Below are 17254 nucleotides of genomic sequence, written 5' to 3' on the forward strand. Positions count from 1 at the left end.
GTCGGCACTCAGCCGGGCTGCCGTCCACCCAGATCGGCACCGTATTGGTCGTTATACGCCCGAGGGCAGCGGCCGGGCCGTCCCCCTCGCCCGGGAGTCAGCGGATCCGCATGCGCGCCACGTGGTCGTCCCGCAGAAGGAACTCGAACGTGCCGGGTCCGTTGAAGCCGTTGCCGCTCACCTGGAGCGTCACCGTCGTCGTGTCGCCGGTCGTACGGGCGTCCCGCACCTCGAAGTGCGCCTGCACGCCGATGTTCTCGCGGTCGTTCCAGCCCGCGATCTCCGCGCGGCCGGTGAAGGTGCGGCCCCAGTCGTCGACCTGGCCGTCCTCGGTGAAGGCGTCCAGGAACGCTTCGCTGTCACCACGGTTGGTGGCGTCGAACACCTGCTGGACGGCGGGCGGCAGCTCGGTCATCGCGCCAGCTTAGACACCGGGCGGCAGCCTCAGCTGCAGCGACGCGAACAGCCGCTCCAACGGGTCCGCCAAGTCGATCCCGGCGACCTCCGCCGCCCGGCGGACGCGGTAGCGCACCGTGTTCGGGTGCACGTTCAGTGCGCGCGCCGCGGAACGGACGTCGCCCAGGGTGTCCAGGTACGCCAGCAGCGAGGACGCCAGGTCCGGGTGCTCCGCGCGCAACGCCGTCAGCCGCGGGTCACGCAGGCGCGGCTGCTCGGCCAGCATCGCGAGCGTCTCGCTGACCAGGACCTGCGACCGGACGTCCGCCAGCGTCGCCACCTCCAGGTCCAGTCCGCGCGCCATCGCGTCCAGCACCCGGTCCGCCTCCTGCCGCGACACCCCCACGTCCGCCACCGCAACCACCCGGCCGACCGCCGCCCGCACCGGGATCTCCGCCGACGCCACCATTTCCCGCGTCAGGTCCAGCAGCGACACCCCCGCGGGCAGGTCGGGCAGGAACGCGTACGTCCGGTCGCCGAGCTGGGTCACCATCGCGCTGCGCCGGTAGGCCGCGGCGTGCACCGAGATCACCGCCGCCAGCGCGGACCGCCGCAGCTCCAGCTCCGACCGGTCCACCGGCTCGGCCTCCCGCGGCGCGAAGGCGACCACGGCGGCCGGCTTCGCCGGGTCGGCCCCGATCTGCCGGGCCACCGACACCGGGTCGCTGCGCCCGTCGAGCATCCCGGCCAGCAGGTTCTCCCGGAACCGTGTGCCCGCCGCGCTGCGCCGCCGGACCAGGTGCAGCGCGGCAACCCGAGCCGCGCCGATCAGGGCCTGCTCCGCCCTGGCGGCCAGCGGCGCCGCTCCCTCCTGCACCCAGATCGACCCGAGCGGCCGCCCGCCCGCGTGCACCCCGATCGCCAGCCGCGTGCGGATGCCCAGATCCGGCCGCTCCTCGATGCGCACGACCTCCTCCGTCGCCCGCAACCGCTGGTAGACGCCCCACTCGTGCAGCATCTTCAGGTACGGCGCGGGCCCCTGCCTGCCCAGGATCGACAGCCGCCGCAGCTCGTCCACCTCGTCGTCGGACCGCGAGTACGCCAGCACCCGGCTCGCGGTGTCCTCGATGCTGACGATCCCGCCTGTCAGCGCCGCGATCGTCTGGGCCAGCGAGAACAGGTCGCCGAGCGTCTCCCCCGCGTCCTCGTCCGCCGCGCCGCGGGCGGCCTCCAGCACCCCGCGCACCAGCGTCGCGAGCTGCTCCCACCGCACGTCGGCCGCGACGGCCAGCAACGCGACCCCGGCGTCGGTCGCCGCGGACCGCAGCAGTGGCAACGCCGACTCGGACTCCACCTTGACCGCCACCGCCGCCGCGCCCCGGCGGCCGGCCGCGCGGATCAACGGCACCGCCGCCCGCCCGCGCGCCCCGATCACCAGCGCCAGGTCGCCGCGCCGCAGCTCCGGGTCGTCGTCGGGTTCCAGCACCACGACGTCGCCGACCTCGCCGTCCAGGCCGTCCGGCGCGACCTCCACCTCGACCAGCGGATCGCCGAGCGCGATCAGCACCTGTCGCAGTTGTGCCACCGGACAAACAGTAGTCGCGAAACTGGCCGAACTCACAACCTTCCGCGACCACGGCGTTCCTACCGTTGAGACGTCCGACACCGAGGAGGAGCTGCCGTGGATGCCGTGACGACCGTGCCCACCCCGGCCAACGAGCCGGTCCTGCAGTACGCGCCGGGCAGCCCGGAGCGAGCCGAAGTGCAGGCGGCGCTCGCCCAGCTGACGAAGGAGCCGCTCGAGCTGACCGCGACGATCGGCGGCGAGCAGCGGATGGGCGGCGGGCCGCGGATCGACGTCGTACAGCCGCACAACCACCGCGCCGTGCTGGGCGTCCTCGGTTCCGCGACCCAGCAGGACACCCGCGACGCGCTGGCCGCCGCCCGCGAGGCCGCCCCGGCGTGGCGGAAGCTGTCCTTCGACGACCGCGCCGCGATCCTGCTCCGCGCGGCCGATCTGCTCACCGGCCCCTGGCGCGCGAAGCTGAACGCCGCCACCATGCTCGGCCAGTCCAAGACCGTGCACCAGGCCGAGATCGACGCCGCCTGCGAGCTGGCCGACTTCTGGCGCTTCAACGTGGCCTTCGCCCGCCGCCTGCTGGCCGAGCAGCCCGCCAGCTCCCCCGGCGTCTGGAACCGCACCGACCACCGGCCGCTGGAGGGGTTCGTCTACGCGATCACCCCGTTCAACTTCACCGCGATCGCGGGCAACCTGCCCACCGCGCCCGCGCTGATGGGCAACGTCGTGCTGTGGAAACCCTCCCCCACGCAGAGCTTCGCCGCGCACCTGACGATGCGGCTGCTCGAAGAAGCCGGCCTGCCGCCGGGTGTGATCAACCTGCTGCCCGGTGACGGCCTGGCCGTCTCCGAGGTCGCGCTGGCTTCGCCCGATCTGGCCGGCATCCACTTCACCGGCTCCACCCGGACCTTCCAGCACCTGTGGTCGCAGGTCGGCGCGAACATCGCGAACTACCGCACCTACCCTCGGATCGTCGGCGAGACCGGCGGCAAGGACTTCGTGCTCGCCCACCCGTCCGCCGACATCGACGTGCTGCGCACCGCGCTCGTCCGCGGCGCGTTCGAGTACCAGGGCCAGAAGTGTTCCGCCGCCTCACGGGCGTACGTCCCGCGCTCGCTGTGGACGCGGATGCGGGACGACTTCCTGGCCGAGGTCGAGTCGCTGCCCATGGGCGACGTGACCGACCTGCGCAACTTCCTCGGCGCGGTGATCGACCGGCGCGCGTTCGACCGGCTGTCCGGGGTGCTGGACCGCGCCCGCGCCGACGACCGGCTGGAGGTCCTCGCCGGCGGCACCGCCGACGACAGCGAGGGCTTCTTCGTGCGCCCGACCGTGCTCGCCTCGGACCACCCGGAGCACGAGGTGTTCACCACCGAGTACTTCGGGCCGGTACTCGCGGTGCACGTCTACGACGACGCCTCTTACGACACCGTGCTGCGCCAGCTGGAGAGCGTCGCGCCGTACGGGCTGACCGGGTCGATCATCGCGACCGACCGGGCCGCGATCGCCCACGCCACCGAGGAACTGCGGTTCGCCGCGGGCAACTTCTACGTCAACGACAAGCCGACCGGCGCGGTCGTCGGGCAGCAGCCCTTCGGCGGTGGGCGGGCGTCGGGCACCAACGACAAGGCCGGGTCGATCCACAACCTGCTCCGCTGGGTGAGCCCGCGCTCCATCAAGGAGACCTTCGTGCCGCCGACCACCGCCGGCTACCCGCACCAGGGCTGAGGAGGACCGCCGTGCTGCGCACCGCTTTGCTCGCCGCGGCCGGGTCGCCGGCCTGCCGGTCCCTCGTCGAGCGGACCCCGCTGACCCGCCCCGTGGTCCGCCGGTTCGTCGCCGGATCCACTGTGGACGACGCACTGGCCGTGACCGCTGGCCTGATCGGCAGCGGCCGGGCGGTCACGCTCGACCACCTCGGCGAGGACACCACCGACCCGTCGATGGCCGCCGCGACGGTGAAGGCCTACGCCGAGCTGCTGACGCTGCTGGCCGACCACGGTCTGGCGGCGGACGCCGAGGTGTCGGTGAAGCTGTCCGCCGTCGGGCTGCGCCTGCCCGACGGGGACCGCGTCGCCCTGGACAACGCGCGCCGCATCTGCGCGGCCGCGGCGGCCGCGGGCACCACGGTCACGCTGGACATGGAGGACCACACCACGACCGACGCCACCCTCGGCGTGCTGCGGGAGCTGCGGGTGGACTTCCCGTGGGTCGGCGCGGTCCTGCAGGCCTACCTCCGGCGCACCGAGCAGGACTGCCGGGACCTGGCGTACGCGGGCTCGCGGGTCCGGCTGTGCAAGGGCGCGTACGCCGAGCCCGCGTCCGTCGCATTTCAAGACAAGTCCGAAGTGGACCGGTCGTACGTGCGCTGCCTGCGGGTGCTGATGGACGGCACGGGGCATCCGATGGTCGCCACCCACGATCCGCGGATGATCGCGATCGCCGCGGAACTGGGGAAGGACCGGCCGGACTGGGAGTTCCAGATGCTGTACGGCGTCCGGGACGCCGAGCAGCGGCGGCTCGCACGCGACCACGCGGTGCGGGTCTACCTGCCCTACGGCGACGAGTGGTACGGCTACTTCGTGCGCCGCCTGGCGGAGCGTCCGGCGAACCTGGCGTTCTTCCTCCGGGCGCTGGTCACGCGGTGAGCTCGGCGATCCGGCGGGCGAGCGGCCACGCGCCGTCGGAGGTGTTGGACAGCACCGTCCAGGTCGTCGCGCCACTGTGGACGGTCCGGAACGACACGCCTGCGTCGTAGCCCTCCAGGCGGACCGCGTCGCCGTCGAGCCAGAACCCGAGCCCGTACCGCAGGCCCTCCTCCGGGACGTCGCTGCGGGGCGCGGTCATCTGGCGCACCCGCGACAGCGGCACGATCCGCCCCGCGAACAACGCCGTCCAGAACGCGTGGACGTCGGCGGCGGTGGCGTAGATCCCGCCGTCGCCGCTGCCGAGCACGGGCAGGTGGAACACGTTGGTCCGCCGCTCGCCGACGTAGCCGAGGGCGACCCCGGCCGCGGGCTCGTCGGAGCGGAGGAACGCCGTGTCCGTCATGCCCGCGGGCACGCACACCAGGTCGTGCACCAGGCCGGCGAACGGGCGGCCCGCGGCCCGCTCCGCGAGGAGGGCGAGCACCACGTAACCGCTGTTGCAGTAGGAGAACCGCTCCCCGGGCGGGAACTTCGGCGGATGCCCGTCCAGGACGCGCAGGTAGTCCTCGGTGGCGGCCAGCTCGTGCACCGGCACGGGCAGGATGTGGTCGGTGATGGGCCGGTCGACGTCCTCGTCGCAGTAGTCGCCGATGCCCGAGCGGTGGGCGAGCAGGTGTTCGACGGTGACCTCGTCGCCGATCAACGGCAGGTCGTCGCCGAGCAGCGACCGGGCGGTGGTGTCCAGGCCGAGGACACCGCGCTCGGCGAGCGCGGCGATGGTCAGCGCTGTCAGCCCCTTGGTGCCGCTGGCCAGGGCGAACCGGGTGCCGACGGTGTTGGGCACCTCAAGCCCGCGGTGCGCGAAGCCGTAGGCGCGGGCGAACGTGTGGCCACCGGAGTCCACCCGGACGACGCCGGAGAACCCGGTCTCGTCCACGAGCGCGTCGATTCCCTCCACCCGGACCATCCTGCCGGGTGGAGGGAATCGGCTCACCTGTTTATCGCGCGGCCCTGGATTCACTGAGCGGCGACGTGCCGCTCCTCACGCAGTGCGGTTCGCTGGTCGCGGGTGCCGCGCAGCAGACCGCGGTGCGCCAGCTCGGGCAGCACGCCCTCGGCGAACCAGTACGCCTCCTCCAGGTGCGGGTACCCGGACAACACGAACTCCTCGATGCCGAGCGAGTGGTACTCCTCGATGAGGTCGGCGACCTCGCCGTGGCTGCCCACCAGCGCCGTGCCCGCGCCGCCGCGGACCAGGCCGATTCCGGCCCACAGGTTCGGGTGGATCTCCAGCCCGCGCACGCCGCGGTCCAGGCCGCCGCCGTGCAGGGCGACCATCCGCCGCTGCCCCTCGGACTCGCTTGCGGCCAGCTGCGCCTGCGCCTTCGCCACCTGCTCCGGGCTCAGCGCGTCGAGCAGCTTCTGCGCCTCCGCCCACGCCTCGGCCGAGCTGTCCCGGGACAGGGTGTGCAGCCGGATGCCGAACCGGATCGTCCGCCCCTGCGCCTCGGCCAGCTCCCGGACGCGCCGGATCTTGTCCGCGACCTGCGCGGGCGGCTCGCCCCAGGTCAGGTAGACGTCGGCGTGCCTGGCCGCGACCGGCAGCGCGGCCGGGGACGAGCCGCCGAAGTACAGCGGCGGCACCGGGTCCGGCGGGGCGAGCACCGTCGCGCCCTCGACCGAGAGGTGCTCGCCGGTGAAGTCGAACGGCTCGCCGCTCCACACCCCGCGCGCGATGGTGAGGAACTCGTCGGTGCGGGCGTAGCGCTGGTCGTGGTCGTGGAAGTCGCCGAACCGCTTCTGCTCGATCGAATCGCCGCCGGTGACGATGTTGAGCAGCAGCCGCCCGCCGGAGATCCGCTGGTAGGTGGCGGCCATCTGGGCGGCCAGGGTCGGCGAGATGACGCCGGGGCGGAACGCGACGAGGTACTTGAGCCGCTTGGTCTCGCGGATCAGCGCCGCCGTGGTCAGCCAGGCGTCCTCGCACCAGGTGCCGGTCGGGGTGAGGACGCCCTCGAAGCCGAGCTGCTCGGCGGCGCGGGCGACCTGCGCCAGGTAGTCGATGGTGGGTTCGCGCTGTGCCACCGGCCCGAGGGACCGGTTGGCGTGGAACCGTTCCACGATGGTCCGGCCGTCGCCGGTGGTGGGCAGGAACCAGTGTGGTGTGATCGTCATCGTCATCCCCTCGCGGCGGCCAGGTCGGCGGCGAACCGGGTATCGGTGAATTCCGCGAAATCGATTTTGCCGGGCAGCACCTTGTCGTCGGCGAACGCGTCGGCGAGCTCCTGCTCGGAGGCGATCACCTTGTCGTCGAGCGGCACGGGCAGGTCCGGGCCGCTCTGCACGGCCGCGAGCGTGACCTCCGGCTTCAGCCCGGTCTCCGCGGACCAGGCCTGGGCCCACTGCTCGCGGTGGGTGTCGGCCCACTGCTGCGCCTTGGCGATCCGCACGACGTAGTCGCGGATCGCGGCGTTCTTGCCGGCGTCGGACAGCGCGTTGTGCCCGGCGACCTGGAAGGTGTAGCCGTTGGCGACGCCGGTGCCGTCGGCCAGCACGCGGGCGTTGGCCTCCAGCTTGGCCTGCGAGGTGTAGGGGTCCCAGACCGCCCACGCGTCGATCTGATGCTGGGTGAACGCGCCGTAGGCGTCGGCGGGCTGCAGGAAGGACAGCTTCACGTCCTTCGTGGACAGTCCGTTCCTGGCCAGGGTCAGCAGGATCTGGCCGTGCGCCGAGCTGCCCTTCGCCACGCCGATGGTCTTGCCCTTGAGGTCGGCGACGGTCCGCAGGGGCGAGTCGGCGGTCACCAAGAGGGCGTCGCTGGCGACGTTGCCCTGCGCGGAGCTGACGATCGAGATCTTCGCCTTCGCGGCGGCGGCGAAGATCGGCGGCGTGTTGCCGACGCCGCCGATGTCGATCGCGCCGGCCGAGGCGGCCTCCAGCAGCGGCGGCCCGGAGGTGAAGGTGGACCACTCGATCTTGTACGGCAGGTCGTTCAGCAGGCCGGCGGACTTGAGCAGGGCCTGCGACCCGCCCTTCTGGTCGCCCACCTTCAACGTCACCTTCGCCAGGTCGGCCGCGCTGACCGGCGGCGGGACGGACGGGCTGGACGACGGCTCGCTCCCGCCACCGCACGCGGTGAGGCTCAGCGCGAGCGCCGTGACGGCGGCGAGGATTCTAGACAATCGCATGGTCGGTCACTCCCAGATCGGCCAGCACTCTGGCGCGAACGTCGATGTGGTCGGAGACGGCTCGGGGCCGCGGGTGGTCCAGGACGTGCTCGGCGATGATCCGCCCCTCCCCCAGCACGAGGACGCGGTCGGCGAGCAGCAGCGCCTCGTCCACGTCGTGGGTCACGAGCAGCACGCCCGGCCGGTGCTCGCGCCACAGGTCCTCGACGAGCCGGTGCATCGCCAGCCGGGTCAGCGCGTCCAGCGCGCCGAACGGCTCGTCGAGCAGCAGCAGGTCCGGTTCCCGCACCAGCGCCCTGGCGAGCGAGACCCGTTGCGCCTCACCGCCGGAGAGGGTGCGCGGCCAGGCGTCGGCGTGGTCGGCGAGTCGCACCTCGGCCAATGCGCGTTCGGCCAGCGCCCGGTCGCGGCCGCGGTCGCGCAGGCCGAGGACGACGTTGCGCCACACCCGCCGCCACGGCAGCAGCCGCGGTTGCTGGAACGCCACGGACACCGCGCCCTCGACCCTGGCCTCGCCCTCGATGGCGGTGTCCAGCCCGGCGAGGATCCGCAGCAGCGTCGACTTGCCCGAGCCGCTGCGGCCGAGCAGGGCGACGAACTCGCCGCGCCCGATCTCGAGGTCCACATCGGACAGCACGGCGCGCTCGCCGAAGCGCTTGGTCAGGCCGTGCACCCTGGCGATCAGTTCCCGCGCCACCGCAGCGCCCTCCGTTCGATCAGGCGGACCAGCGCGTCGGTGATCAGGCCGAGCGCGGCGTAGACGATCAGGCCGACCACGATCACGTCGGTGCGCAGGAACTCGCGCGCGTTGTTGATGAGGTAGCCAAGGCCCGCGTCGGCGTTCACGGTCTCGCCGACGATCAGCGCGAGCCACGCGACGCCGAGCGCCTGCCGCAGCCCCACCAGCGTCTGCGGCACCGCGGACGGCAGCACCACGTGGACCAGCCGTTCCCAGCGGGTGTAGCCGAGCGCTGTGGTGGCCTCGACGAGGTGGTCGTCGACGTTGCGGATGCCGGAGTAGATGTTGAGGTAGAGCGGAAAGGCGACACCCAGCGCGACCAGGACGATCTTCGGTTCCTCGCCGATGCCGAACCACAGGATGAACAGCGGGATCAGGCCCAGGAACGGCAGGGTGCGCAGCATCTGCACCGGCGGGTCGATGAGCACCCCGCCCCAGCGGGACAGGCCCGCGACCACGCCCAGCACCAGCGCGACGCCGGCACCGAACGCGAAGCCGAGGCCGACGCGCACGATCGACACGGCGAACGCCTCACCCAGTTCGCCGGACCGCGCGGTCTCGACACCGGCCTGCAGGACCGTCCACGGTGAACTCAGTTTGTCCGGGGACAGCACGCCCGTCGAGGACGCGAGCTGCCACAGGGCGAGCAGCGCGAGTGGACTGATCCAGCGGCGCAGGTCGGGCAGGCGGCGTCTCCGGGCCGGACGCGGCCGCGTCCCGGTTGCCTCCTCCGGGCGCGCGAGAACGTCCGTTGCGGAAAGCGACACGGATCTTCTCCCATTTTTTCGGGGGTTTCACCGAAAATGCTTCCTCCCACGATCGGGTGGGTCAATGTGCTCCCGGATCGCGGAACCGGTTCCGCTGAGCAGGCCGGAGTTTCTTTCACCGCTTGGGGAAACGTTGACAGGACAGGTGATCGGCGGTCAGGCTGCCCCGGTGACCGACTTCCAGCCACTGACCTCCGTCGAGGGACTCCCGCTCCTCGGCGGTTCCGGCCGCTTCCGTGTCCTGCAGAACACCGAGCGCGGGCTGCTGCTCGAACTGGAGTACCCCGCCGGGGTGGCTTCGCCCGAGCACTTCCACGACCACGACAGCTTCATCTACGTGCTGTCCGGTGAGCTGACCGGCTCAGTGGACGGGCGGGAGGCGCGGCTCGGCGCCGGGGACACGCTGGTGCACCCGCGCGGGGTGCGGCACACGGTCGCGGCGGTGACGGACAGCCGGTGGCTGGAGTTCAAGGCGCCGCCGCCGGAGGTGGGGCGCGTCCTCAGGTGATGTCGGCGCGGCCGTCGAACCGGTAGCCGACGCCACGCACGGTGGTGATCGAAAACCGGTCGATCTTGCTGCGGAGCTTGCGGACGTGCACGTCGATCGTGCGGCCGCGGCTCGGCCCGGGCAGTCGCCACACGTGCTCGGTGAGGGCCGCGCGGTCGAAGACCCGGCCGGGATGGCGCGCCAGGAACAGCAGCAGCTCGTATTCGAGCCGGGTCAGCTCGACCTCGGCGCCGTGCGAGCGGACACGGCGCGACGTGGTGTCGATGCGCAGTGCCGGTTCCGGCGCGGGTTCCAGCGCGCCGAGCGCTTCGCCGATCACGGCGCCGATGCGGTCCGGATCGCCGTGGACCACGATGTGCAGCTCGACCGCGCCGTCCGGCCGGTCGACCCGGGTGAGGGACCGCGTCATGATCCCAGCAAGCCACGCCGGCGCGGGCCGGTCAATCGCGTCCCGGCAGGTGGGCCGGGTTGGCCGCGGATCCGTGGCACACTCGGGCCGTGGCCAGGCAGCCGACCGGTGAATCCGTCCTCTCCCGCGCGGTGCGGATCTTCGAGGCCTTCACGCCGGAGGAGCCGGTGCTGCAGGTCTCCGAGATCGCCCGCCGGACCGGGCTGCACCTGGCGACCGCGTCCCGCCTGGTCGCCGAGCTCACCGGCCACGGCCTGCTCACCCGCGACGACGACCGCCGGGTGCGGATCGGCGTGCGGTTGTGGGAGCTGGCCCTTCGTGCCTCGCCCACGGCCACGCTGCGCGACGCCGCGATGCCGTTCATGGAGGACGTCCACGCGGTCGTCGGGCACCACGTGCAGCTCGGGGTCCGCGACGGCGACGAGGTGATCTTCCTGGAGCGCCTGTCCGCGCCGAAGGCGGTCATCAACTACACCCGCATCGCCGGGCGGCTGCCGATGCACGCGTCCTCCTCCGGGCTCGTCCTGCTCGCCCACGGGCCCGCCGACCTGCGCGACCGCGTGCTCGCCGGGCCGCTGCGGGCCTACACCGCGAACACGATCACCACCCCGGACCGCCTGCGGAGCACGCTCGCCGACATCCGCAAGCAGGGTTTCGCCTGGTGCCCCGGCCACATCCACGAGGAAGCGCTCGGCGTCGCGGTGCCGGTCAAGGATGCCCGTGGCGGCGTCGTCGCGGCCCTGTCGGTCATCGTGCCGAACACGGCCGAGAGCAGGGCGGTCACCGGCGTCCTGATGGCCGCCGCGCGGGGCATCACCCGCTCGCTGCCGCCCTCGCCTCTCATTCATTGAGAACCCGGTCGCCGCCCGTCGCCGCGGAACCGCATCCTGCGTGTCAGCAACCCAGCGCAAGGAGGCGTCCGGTGAGCCAAGTCGTGACCCTGGAGGTCACCGCCCGCGAAGCACGCGCCGAGGGGGTGGTGGCGCTGACCCTGTCCCGTCCGGACGGCGGCCGGCTGCCGGACTGGGCCCCCGGCGCGCACATCGACCTCGTGCTGCCGAACGGGCTGACCCGGCAGTACTCGCTGTGCGGCGACCGGTGGGACGCGCACAGCTACCGCATCGGCGTGCTGCGCGAGCCCGCGGGTCGCGGCGGCTCGGCCTACGTGCACGACCGGCTGCGGCCCGGCGACCGCGTCGGCGTCGGCGGGCCGCGCAACAACTTTCCGCTCGTGCCGTCCGGGCGCTACCTGTTCGTCGCGGGCGGCATCGGCATCACCCCGCTGCTGCCGATGATCCACCAGGCCGACCTGCTCGGCGCCGACTGGACCCTGCTCTACGGCGGTCGCCGCCGCGCGTCGATGGCCTTCACCGACGAGCTCGCCGCGTACGGCGACCGCGTGCACCTGGTGCCCGAGGACGAACACGGCCTGCTCGACCTGGCGTCCTGGCTCGGCACCCCGCGCCCGGGCACGAAGGTCTACTGCTGCGGGCCCGCTCCCCTGCTGGCCGCGGTCGAATCCGCCTGCCGCGACTGGCCGCCGTTCTCGCTGCACGTCGAGCGCTTCACGGCACGCGAGCAGGCGCCGGCGCGGGACGAGCCGTTCGAGGTCGAGCTGCGGCGGACCGGCGCGACCGTCACCGTCACGCCGGGGATCTCGGTGCTGGAAGCGGTGCGCGGCGCGGGCGTGGACGTGCTGTCGTCGTGCCGGCAGGGCACCTGCGGCACCTGCGAAACCGGTGTCCTGGCCGGAGTTCCGGACCACCGCGACTCGATCCTCGCCGACCACGAGCGGGCCGCGGGCGAGGTCATGTTCGTGTGCGTGTCCCGCTCGTGCACCGACCGCCTCGTCCTCGACCTGTGACCTGAGGAGACTCCCGTGATCACCGACGACACCGACCCGTTCGCGCCCGAGGTCCTGGCCGAACCGGAACCCCTGCACGCCAAGCTGCGCGACGCCGGCCCGGTCGTGCGCCTGAGCCGCTACGACGTCTACGCCCTCGCCCGCTACGAGCACGTGCACGCCGCGCTGGTGAACTGGCAGGACTTCTCCTCCGCCGCGGGGGTCGGGCTGGCCGACTTCCACGTCGAGGAGCCGTGGCGGCCGCCCAGTCTGCTGCTTGAGACGGACCCGCCGCGCCACGACGCCCCGCGCCGGGTGTTGTCCGGCATCCTCGGGCCGCGCGCGCTGCGGAAACTGCGGGAGGACTGGTTCGCCGCGGCCGAGGACCTGGTCGAGCGTGCGCTGGACACCGAACTGGACGTCGTCCCCGCGCTCGCCGAGGCGTTCCCGCTGCGGGTGTTCCCGGACGCGGTCGGGATCGGCCGCGAGGGGCGCGAGAACTTGTTGCCCTACGGCAACTTCGCCTTCAACGCGTTCGGCCCGCGCAACGAGCTGGTCACCTCGCTGGCCGCGGACATGCCGCGGTGGTCGGGGTGGGTGAACGAGCAGTGCGCCCGCGACCGCCTCACCGCCGACGGGTTCGGCGCGGCGATCTGGGCGGCCGCCGACCGCGGCGAGATCACCCACGAACAGGCGCCGCTGGTGGTCCGGTCGCTGCTCACGGCCGGCGTGGACACGACGGTGCACGGGCTGGCCGCCGTGCTCTACGCCTTCGCCACCCACCCGGGGCAGTGGGATCGGCTGCGCGAGCAGCCCCGGCTGGCCCGGGCGGCCTTCGACGAGGCGGTGCGCTGGCAGTCGCCGGTGCAGACGTTCTTCCGCACGGCCACCCGGGACACCCGCGTCGCGGACGTGACCATCCCGGCCGGGCACAAGATCCTGATGTTCCTCGGCGCGGCGAACCGGGATCCGCGCCGCTGGGCCGATCCGGACGTCTTCGACCTGAGCCGCGACCCGTCCGGCCACGTCGGGTTCGGGATGGGCCTGCACCAGTGCGTGGGCCAGCACGTCGCCCGGCTGGAGGCCGAGGCGCTGCTGACCGCGCTGGCGAAGCGGGTGCGCCGGTTCGAACTGCTCGGCCCGGGCACCCGCCACCTGAACAACACGTTGCGCGCGTGGCAGTCGCTGCCGATGCGGCTGCACCTCACTCCGCCGCGCCGGTGAGCGACACCGGGCTGGGCCGGGTCGCGGACAACGCCGTCCACGCGCTGGTCGCGCCGACCACCGCGAACGCGCCCAGCACCACGATCGCGATCAGCGCCCACGGCACCACGAGGACGCTCTGCCCGGCGATCCGGCCCGCCGCGGCGGAGATCCCGATCAGGGTCGTGGTCGCGGCCAGGCCGCCCAGCACCAGTCCGATGCCGGTGACCGCGCCGGACTCCAGCACCGCGGACCGCACCACCTGCGCGCGGGTCAGCCCGGTCACCCTGGCCACGGCGAACTCGCGGCGCCGGTCGGCTGCGGCGATGACCACGGCGTTGACCACCGCGATCAGCGCGTACAGCCCGGACAGGCCCATGATCACGGTCATGATGCCGGTGCTGGTGTCCTGCCGCTTCGCGCTGGTGGCGGCGATCCAGTCGTCCACTGTGGTCACTTCGCCGCGGCCGGCGAGCGCGCTCGGGTCCGCGCCGGGCGCCAGGCGCACGATGGATTCGGTGGGCGTGGCGGCCAGCACCGGGGCAGGCACGATCTCGCGCGGCAGCAGGAAGTCCGCGCCGCCGCCGAGCGTCGCCGGCAGCACGGCCACGACCCGCAGGTCCAGCTCGCTGTCGCCGATCCTGGCGGTGACGGTGCTGCCGAGCGGCTGGAACCCGTCGGCGACGGCGATGGCCGGCCCGGTCAGGTCGGCGAGCGATCCCTGCTCCGGAACGCGCACGTGGGTCGCGGCGTAGGCGGCGGGGTCGATCGCGGCCGCGTAGCCCTGTTCGGTGTCGGTGTCGTCGTCGCTGTAGGTGACGACCGACACCGGCACCCGGGTCTGCGGGGACACCGCGGCGACGCCGGGAACGTCCAGATCGGACGGTCCGGTGGTGGTGACCACGAGGTCGCCGCGGAGGTCGGCGCGCTGCTCGATTTCGGCACCCTTGCCGATGGTGGCGAGCGTGCCCGCCTGGGCGACCAGCAGTGCGACGAGCACGATCAGCGGCGCGGCGGTGGAGGCGCTGCGGCGGACGCCGTCGCGCAGGTTCGCCTCGGCCAGCCGTCCCAGCGGCCCGCGCAGGACCAGCCCGGCCAGGCGCCCGGCGGCGGGCACGACCAGCGGGCTCAGCGCGGTCAGGGCGACCGCGGCGGCGAGCGCGGTGTTGATCGACAGCGCGATGGCGCCCTCGGGCGGGGCGAACGCGGACACGATCGCCATGGCGACCGCCCCGGCCAGGAACAGCACGCCGAAGAACCAGCGGACGCCAGTCATGACGCGGGCCGCCGCGCCGGTCTCGCGCAGGGCCTCCAGCGGGCGCACCTTGGCGGCGCGCCGGGACGCGGCGAGCACCCCGGCGATCGCGACACCGAGCCCGATGCCCGCGGACACGCTGAGGATCCAGTCCTGCCAGCGCGGGGTGAACGCGGACGGGACGAAGCCGAGTTCGCGCAGCAGCCAGGTCTGGACCCGCATCACCAGCAGGCCGAGCGGGACGCCGAAGGCGGTGCCGAGCACGCCCAGCAGCAGGGCCTCCGACAGCAGCAGTCGGCGGACCTGGCCGCGGCCGCCGCCGACGAGCCGCAGCAGCGCCAGGTCGCGGCGGCGCTGGGCGACGGTGAAGGCGAAGGTGGAGCTGACGATGAACACCGCGAGGAACACCGAGATGCCCAGGGTCAGGCCGAGCAGGGTGACGGCCTCGACGACCTCGCCGCCCGCGGTCGCGGCGGAGACGAGGATCAGCAGTGACGACTGGACGAGCGCGACGCCGAGGCAGACGGTGAGGATGGCGCCGAGGAACAGCGGCCAGCGGTCGGTGAAGGTGTTCCAGGACAGTCGCAACACGGTCAGGCCTCCAGCCGGGCGAGGCGGTCCGCGACCTCACGGGCGGTCGGGGTGACGGCGTGGTCGACGACGCGGCCGTCGCGGAGGAACACCACGGAGTCGGCGCTGGCGGCGGCGGACGGGTCGTGGGTGACCATGACGATGCTCTGGCCCGCGGTGACGAGGTCCCGCAGCAGGCCGAGGACCTTGCGGGCCGCGGTGGAGTCGAGGGCGCCGGTGGGTTCGTCGGCGAAGAGGACGCGCGGGCGGGTGACCATGGCCCTGGCGATCGCGACGCGCTGCTGCTGGCCGCCGGACAGTTCGCGGGGCCGGTGCCGGCGGCGGTCGTCGAGCCCGACGGCGGCGAGCACCGCGCGAACGTCCTTCGTGGACGGCCGGGTGCCGGCGAGCCGGAGTGGGAGCGCGACGTTCTGCTCCGCGGTGAGCGAGCCGATGAGGTTGAAGCTCTGGAAGACGAAGCCGATCTCGCTGCGGCGCAGCGCGGTGAGGTGGGCGTCGTCGGCGGTGGTGATGTCCTCGCCGCCGAGGAACACCTGCCCGGTGGTGACGCGTTCCAGGCCGGCGGCGCAGTGCAGGAGGGTCGACTTGCCGGAGCCGGAGGGCCCCATGACGGCGGTCCAGGACCCGGCGGGGAAGGCGACGCTGACCCCGTCGAGCGCGCGGACCTCGTGCTGGCCCGCGGCGTAGGTGCGGGAAACGGCCCGAAGCTCGACGGCGGGCTGCCCGTGCGGCCGATGCCTGCCGGCGACGGCGGTTTCCAGAGGCGTTGTCATGGGTTAGATCCCATCGCGGATCGGGGCGCCGGTCAGCGGTGCCGGCCACCGAATCCCCGGTGGGGCTGGCCCTACCCCTCGGCGGGCGCGGATTCCCTGGGACACACCCCGCGAAGCGGGATGGTATGCGCGACGACCGCCGTGCGCAGCCCCGCGCAGCGGGGCGCACCGGCCACGCGGACGCGCCGCCTCCCGCACTCAAGCCCCGCGCAGCGGGGCATCACCGCCGGCCGCACCACCTCCCGGCAGCCCGCACAGCGGGGCCGCCACGCGCCGCACCAGCCCCGAGCGGGCCCACCAACGGGTCAACCTCCGCCCCGCGAAGCGGGGTGAACCGGCCGCCCAGCCGCACCCCCTCCCGGTTGTCCCGCACAGCGGGGCCTACCGGCCGCAGGCACCCCCACAGTGGGGCGTACCGGCCGCACCGCCCGCCGCTACCGGGCTCAGCCCCCGCGCAGCAGGCACCCCCACTACCCGCGGCCGCGCGACCAGCGATCAAGCAGCTTGCGGCCGCACCACCAGCACCGGGCAGTCGGCGTGGTGGATGAGCGCCTGGCTCGTCGACCCCAGCACCAGCCCCCGGAACCCGCCGCGGCCGCGGCTGCCCACGACGACCAGCTGCGCGTCGCGGCTGCGGGCCAGCAGCTCGTCCCGCGGGCGGTCCCGCACCACGACGCGCTCCACGCGCACGTCCGGGTAGCGCTCCTGCCTGCCCGCCAAGCGTTCGGCCAGCAGGCGTCGCTGTTCGCGCTCCACCTCGGCCCAGTCGAGGTCCGCGGCGGGCAGGGGGACGCCGTAGTCGGCGTCGCTCCAGGCGTGGACCGCCACCAGCGGCACCTCCCGCCACGCGGCCTCGTCGAACGCCACCTTCAGCGCTTCCTCGCTGGTCGGGCTGCCGTCGACGCCCACGACGACCGGGCCGGCGGCGTCCGGGCGACCACGCACCACCGCGACCGGGCACGACGCGTGCGCGCTGACCGACACGGCCGTCGACCCGGCCAGCATCCCGCTGAACCCGCCCCGCCCGGACGAGCCGAGCACGACCATCCGCGCCGTCCGGGAGCACTCCAGCAGCAGCGGCACCGCCGGCTCCAGCGGCATCTCGGTCGACACGGTCACCTCGCCCGCCACGGCCGCCGCGTCCGCGAGCAGCTGCTGCCCGGCGCGCTGCAGCTCGTCGAAGAAGCTCTGCGGCACCGGCAGCCCGCCGTCGAACCGGCCACCGGTGACGTCGGCCGCGTAGACCAGCCGCAGCGCCAGCTTCCGCAGCGCCGCCTCGCCCGCCGCCCATCGGACGGCGTCCAGCGCCGCCGCCGAACCGTCCACCCCGACCACGATCTCGTCCGCCATGCCGC

General features: G+C 73.6%; 17 protein-coding genes. 6 read left to right on the forward strand and 11 right to left on the reverse strand.

Annotation, left to right across the window (positions count from 1 at the left end; translation table 11 throughout):
• Window positions 1-97: 97 nt before the first annotated feature.
• On the reverse strand, window positions 98-415 hold the full coding sequence (locus ACCP09_RS09430) for a nuclear transport factor 2 family protein (protein ID WP_027930594.1): 318 nt from the start codon (window positions 413-415) through the stop codon (window positions 98-100).
• Between the two features lie 9 nt (window positions 416-424).
• Entirely contained in the window at window positions 425-1981 is a 1557-nt protein-coding gene (locus ACCP09_RS09435) for a PucR family transcriptional regulator (protein WP_027930595.1), read from the reverse strand.
• Between the two features lie 96 nt (window positions 1982-2077).
• Here ACCP09_RS09435 and pruA point away from each other — a divergent pair, with 96 nt between their 5' ends.
• Together pruA and ACCP09_RS09445 are read left to right on the forward strand one after the other, a co-directional pair.
• Window positions 2078-3703, forward strand: a complete 1626-nt coding sequence (pruA, locus tag ACCP09_RS09440) for an L-glutamate gamma-semialdehyde dehydrogenase (protein WP_433745025.1) — start codon at window positions 2078-2080, stop codon at window positions 3701-3703.
• 11 nt (window positions 3704-3714) lie between these two features.
• A complete protein-coding gene (locus ACCP09_RS09445; protein ID WP_433745028.1) occupies window positions 3715-4623 on the forward strand; it encodes a proline dehydrogenase family protein in 909 nt (302 codons plus the stop codon).
• On the opposite strand, the gene ACCP09_RS09450 is transcribed toward ACCP09_RS09445, so the two are convergent.
• From ACCP09_RS09450 to ACCP09_RS09470, 5 genes are read right to left on the reverse strand one after another with little or no spacing between them, the layout of a single operon-like run.
• Complete coding sequence (locus tag ACCP09_RS09450; protein ID WP_433745031.1) at window positions 4613-5581, reverse strand: serine hydrolase domain-containing protein; 969 nt, start codon at window positions 5579-5581, stop codon at window positions 4613-4615. The genes ACCP09_RS09445 and ACCP09_RS09450 overlap by 11 nt on opposite strands.
• 59 nt (window positions 5582-5640) lie before the next feature.
• Window positions 5641-6798 (reverse strand): LLM class flavin-dependent oxidoreductase, encoded by a 1158-nt coding sequence (locus ACCP09_RS09455; RefSeq protein WP_037322516.1) that lies wholly within the window; start codon window positions 6796-6798, stop codon window positions 5641-5643.
• 2 nt (window positions 6799-6800) lie between these two features.
• Window positions 6801-7811, reverse strand: a complete 1011-nt coding sequence (locus tag ACCP09_RS09460) for an ABC transporter substrate-binding protein (protein ID WP_433745035.1) — start codon at window positions 7809-7811, stop codon at window positions 6801-6803.
• Window positions 7798-8508 carry an ABC transporter ATP-binding protein gene (locus ACCP09_RS09465; RefSeq protein WP_027930601.1) on the reverse strand — a complete coding sequence of 237 codons (711 nt, stop codon included), beginning with the start codon at window positions 8506-8508 and terminating at the stop codon, window positions 7798-7800. The genes ACCP09_RS09460 and ACCP09_RS09465 overlap by 14 nt, the downstream gene beginning before the upstream one ends.
• Entirely contained in the window at window positions 8493-9317 is an 825-nt protein-coding gene (locus ACCP09_RS09470) for an ABC transporter permease (protein WP_027930602.1), read from the reverse strand. The genes ACCP09_RS09465 and ACCP09_RS09470 overlap by 16 nt, the downstream gene beginning before the upstream one ends.
• 169 nt (window positions 9318-9486) lie before the next feature.
• Between ACCP09_RS09470 and ACCP09_RS09475 the strand changes: the two genes are divergently transcribed.
• Window positions 9487-9825 (forward strand): cupin domain-containing protein, encoded by a 339-nt coding sequence (locus ACCP09_RS09475; protein ID WP_020420599.1) that lies wholly within the window; start codon window positions 9487-9489, stop codon window positions 9823-9825.
• Here ACCP09_RS09475 and ACCP09_RS09480 read toward each other — a convergent pair.
• Window positions 9818-10234, reverse strand: coding sequence for a winged helix-turn-helix domain-containing protein (locus tag ACCP09_RS09480; protein ID WP_027930604.1), 417 nt, complete (start codon window positions 10232-10234; stop codon window positions 9818-9820). The two genes, ACCP09_RS09475 and ACCP09_RS09480, sit on opposite strands and share 8 nt — an antisense overlap.
• A gap of 89 nt (window positions 10235-10323) precedes the next feature.
• Here ACCP09_RS09480 and ACCP09_RS09485 point away from each other — a divergent pair, with 89 nt between their 5' ends.
• From ACCP09_RS09485 to ACCP09_RS09495, 3 genes are all read left to right on the forward strand, one after another.
• Window positions 10324-11085 (forward strand): IclR family transcriptional regulator, encoded by a 762-nt coding sequence (locus ACCP09_RS09485; protein WP_433745040.1) that lies wholly within the window; start codon window positions 10324-10326, stop codon window positions 11083-11085.
• A gap of 83 nt (window positions 11086-11168) precedes the next feature.
• On the forward strand, window positions 11169-12098 hold the full coding sequence (locus tag ACCP09_RS09490; RefSeq protein ID WP_433745137.1) for a PDR/VanB family oxidoreductase: 930 nt from the start codon (window positions 11169-11171) through the stop codon (window positions 12096-12098).
• A 15-nt stretch (window positions 12099-12113) separates the two neighbouring features.
• Complete coding sequence (locus tag ACCP09_RS09495; protein ID WP_433745043.1) at window positions 12114-13301, forward strand: cytochrome P450; 1188 nt, start codon at window positions 12114-12116, stop codon at window positions 13299-13301.
• Here ACCP09_RS09495 and ACCP09_RS09500 read toward each other — a convergent pair.
• The 3 genes from ACCP09_RS09500 to ACCP09_RS09510 form a co-directional block, all read right to left on the reverse strand.
• A complete protein-coding gene (locus ACCP09_RS09500) occupies window positions 13282-15126 on the reverse strand; it encodes an FtsX-like permease family protein (protein ID WP_433745046.1) in 1845 nt (614 codons plus the stop codon). The genes ACCP09_RS09495 and ACCP09_RS09500 overlap by 20 nt on opposite strands.
• A gap of 2 nt (window positions 15127-15128) precedes the next feature.
• Window positions 15129-15899, reverse strand: a complete 771-nt coding sequence (locus tag ACCP09_RS09505) for an ABC transporter ATP-binding protein (RefSeq protein WP_027930609.1) — start codon at window positions 15897-15899, stop codon at window positions 15129-15131.
• 495 nt (window positions 15900-16394) lie between these two features.
• Window positions 16395-17249 carry a universal stress protein gene (locus ACCP09_RS09510; protein WP_433745050.1) on the reverse strand — a complete coding sequence of 285 codons (855 nt, stop codon included), beginning with the start codon at window positions 17247-17249 and terminating at the stop codon, window positions 16395-16397.
• Window positions 17250-17254 lie beyond the last annotated feature (5 nt).

This window comes from Amycolatopsis sp. 3B14, from assembly GCF_050958625.1.
Classification (GTDB): domain Bacteria; phylum Actinomycetota; class Actinomycetes; order Mycobacteriales; family Pseudonocardiaceae; genus Amycolatopsis_E; species Amycolatopsis_E thermoflava.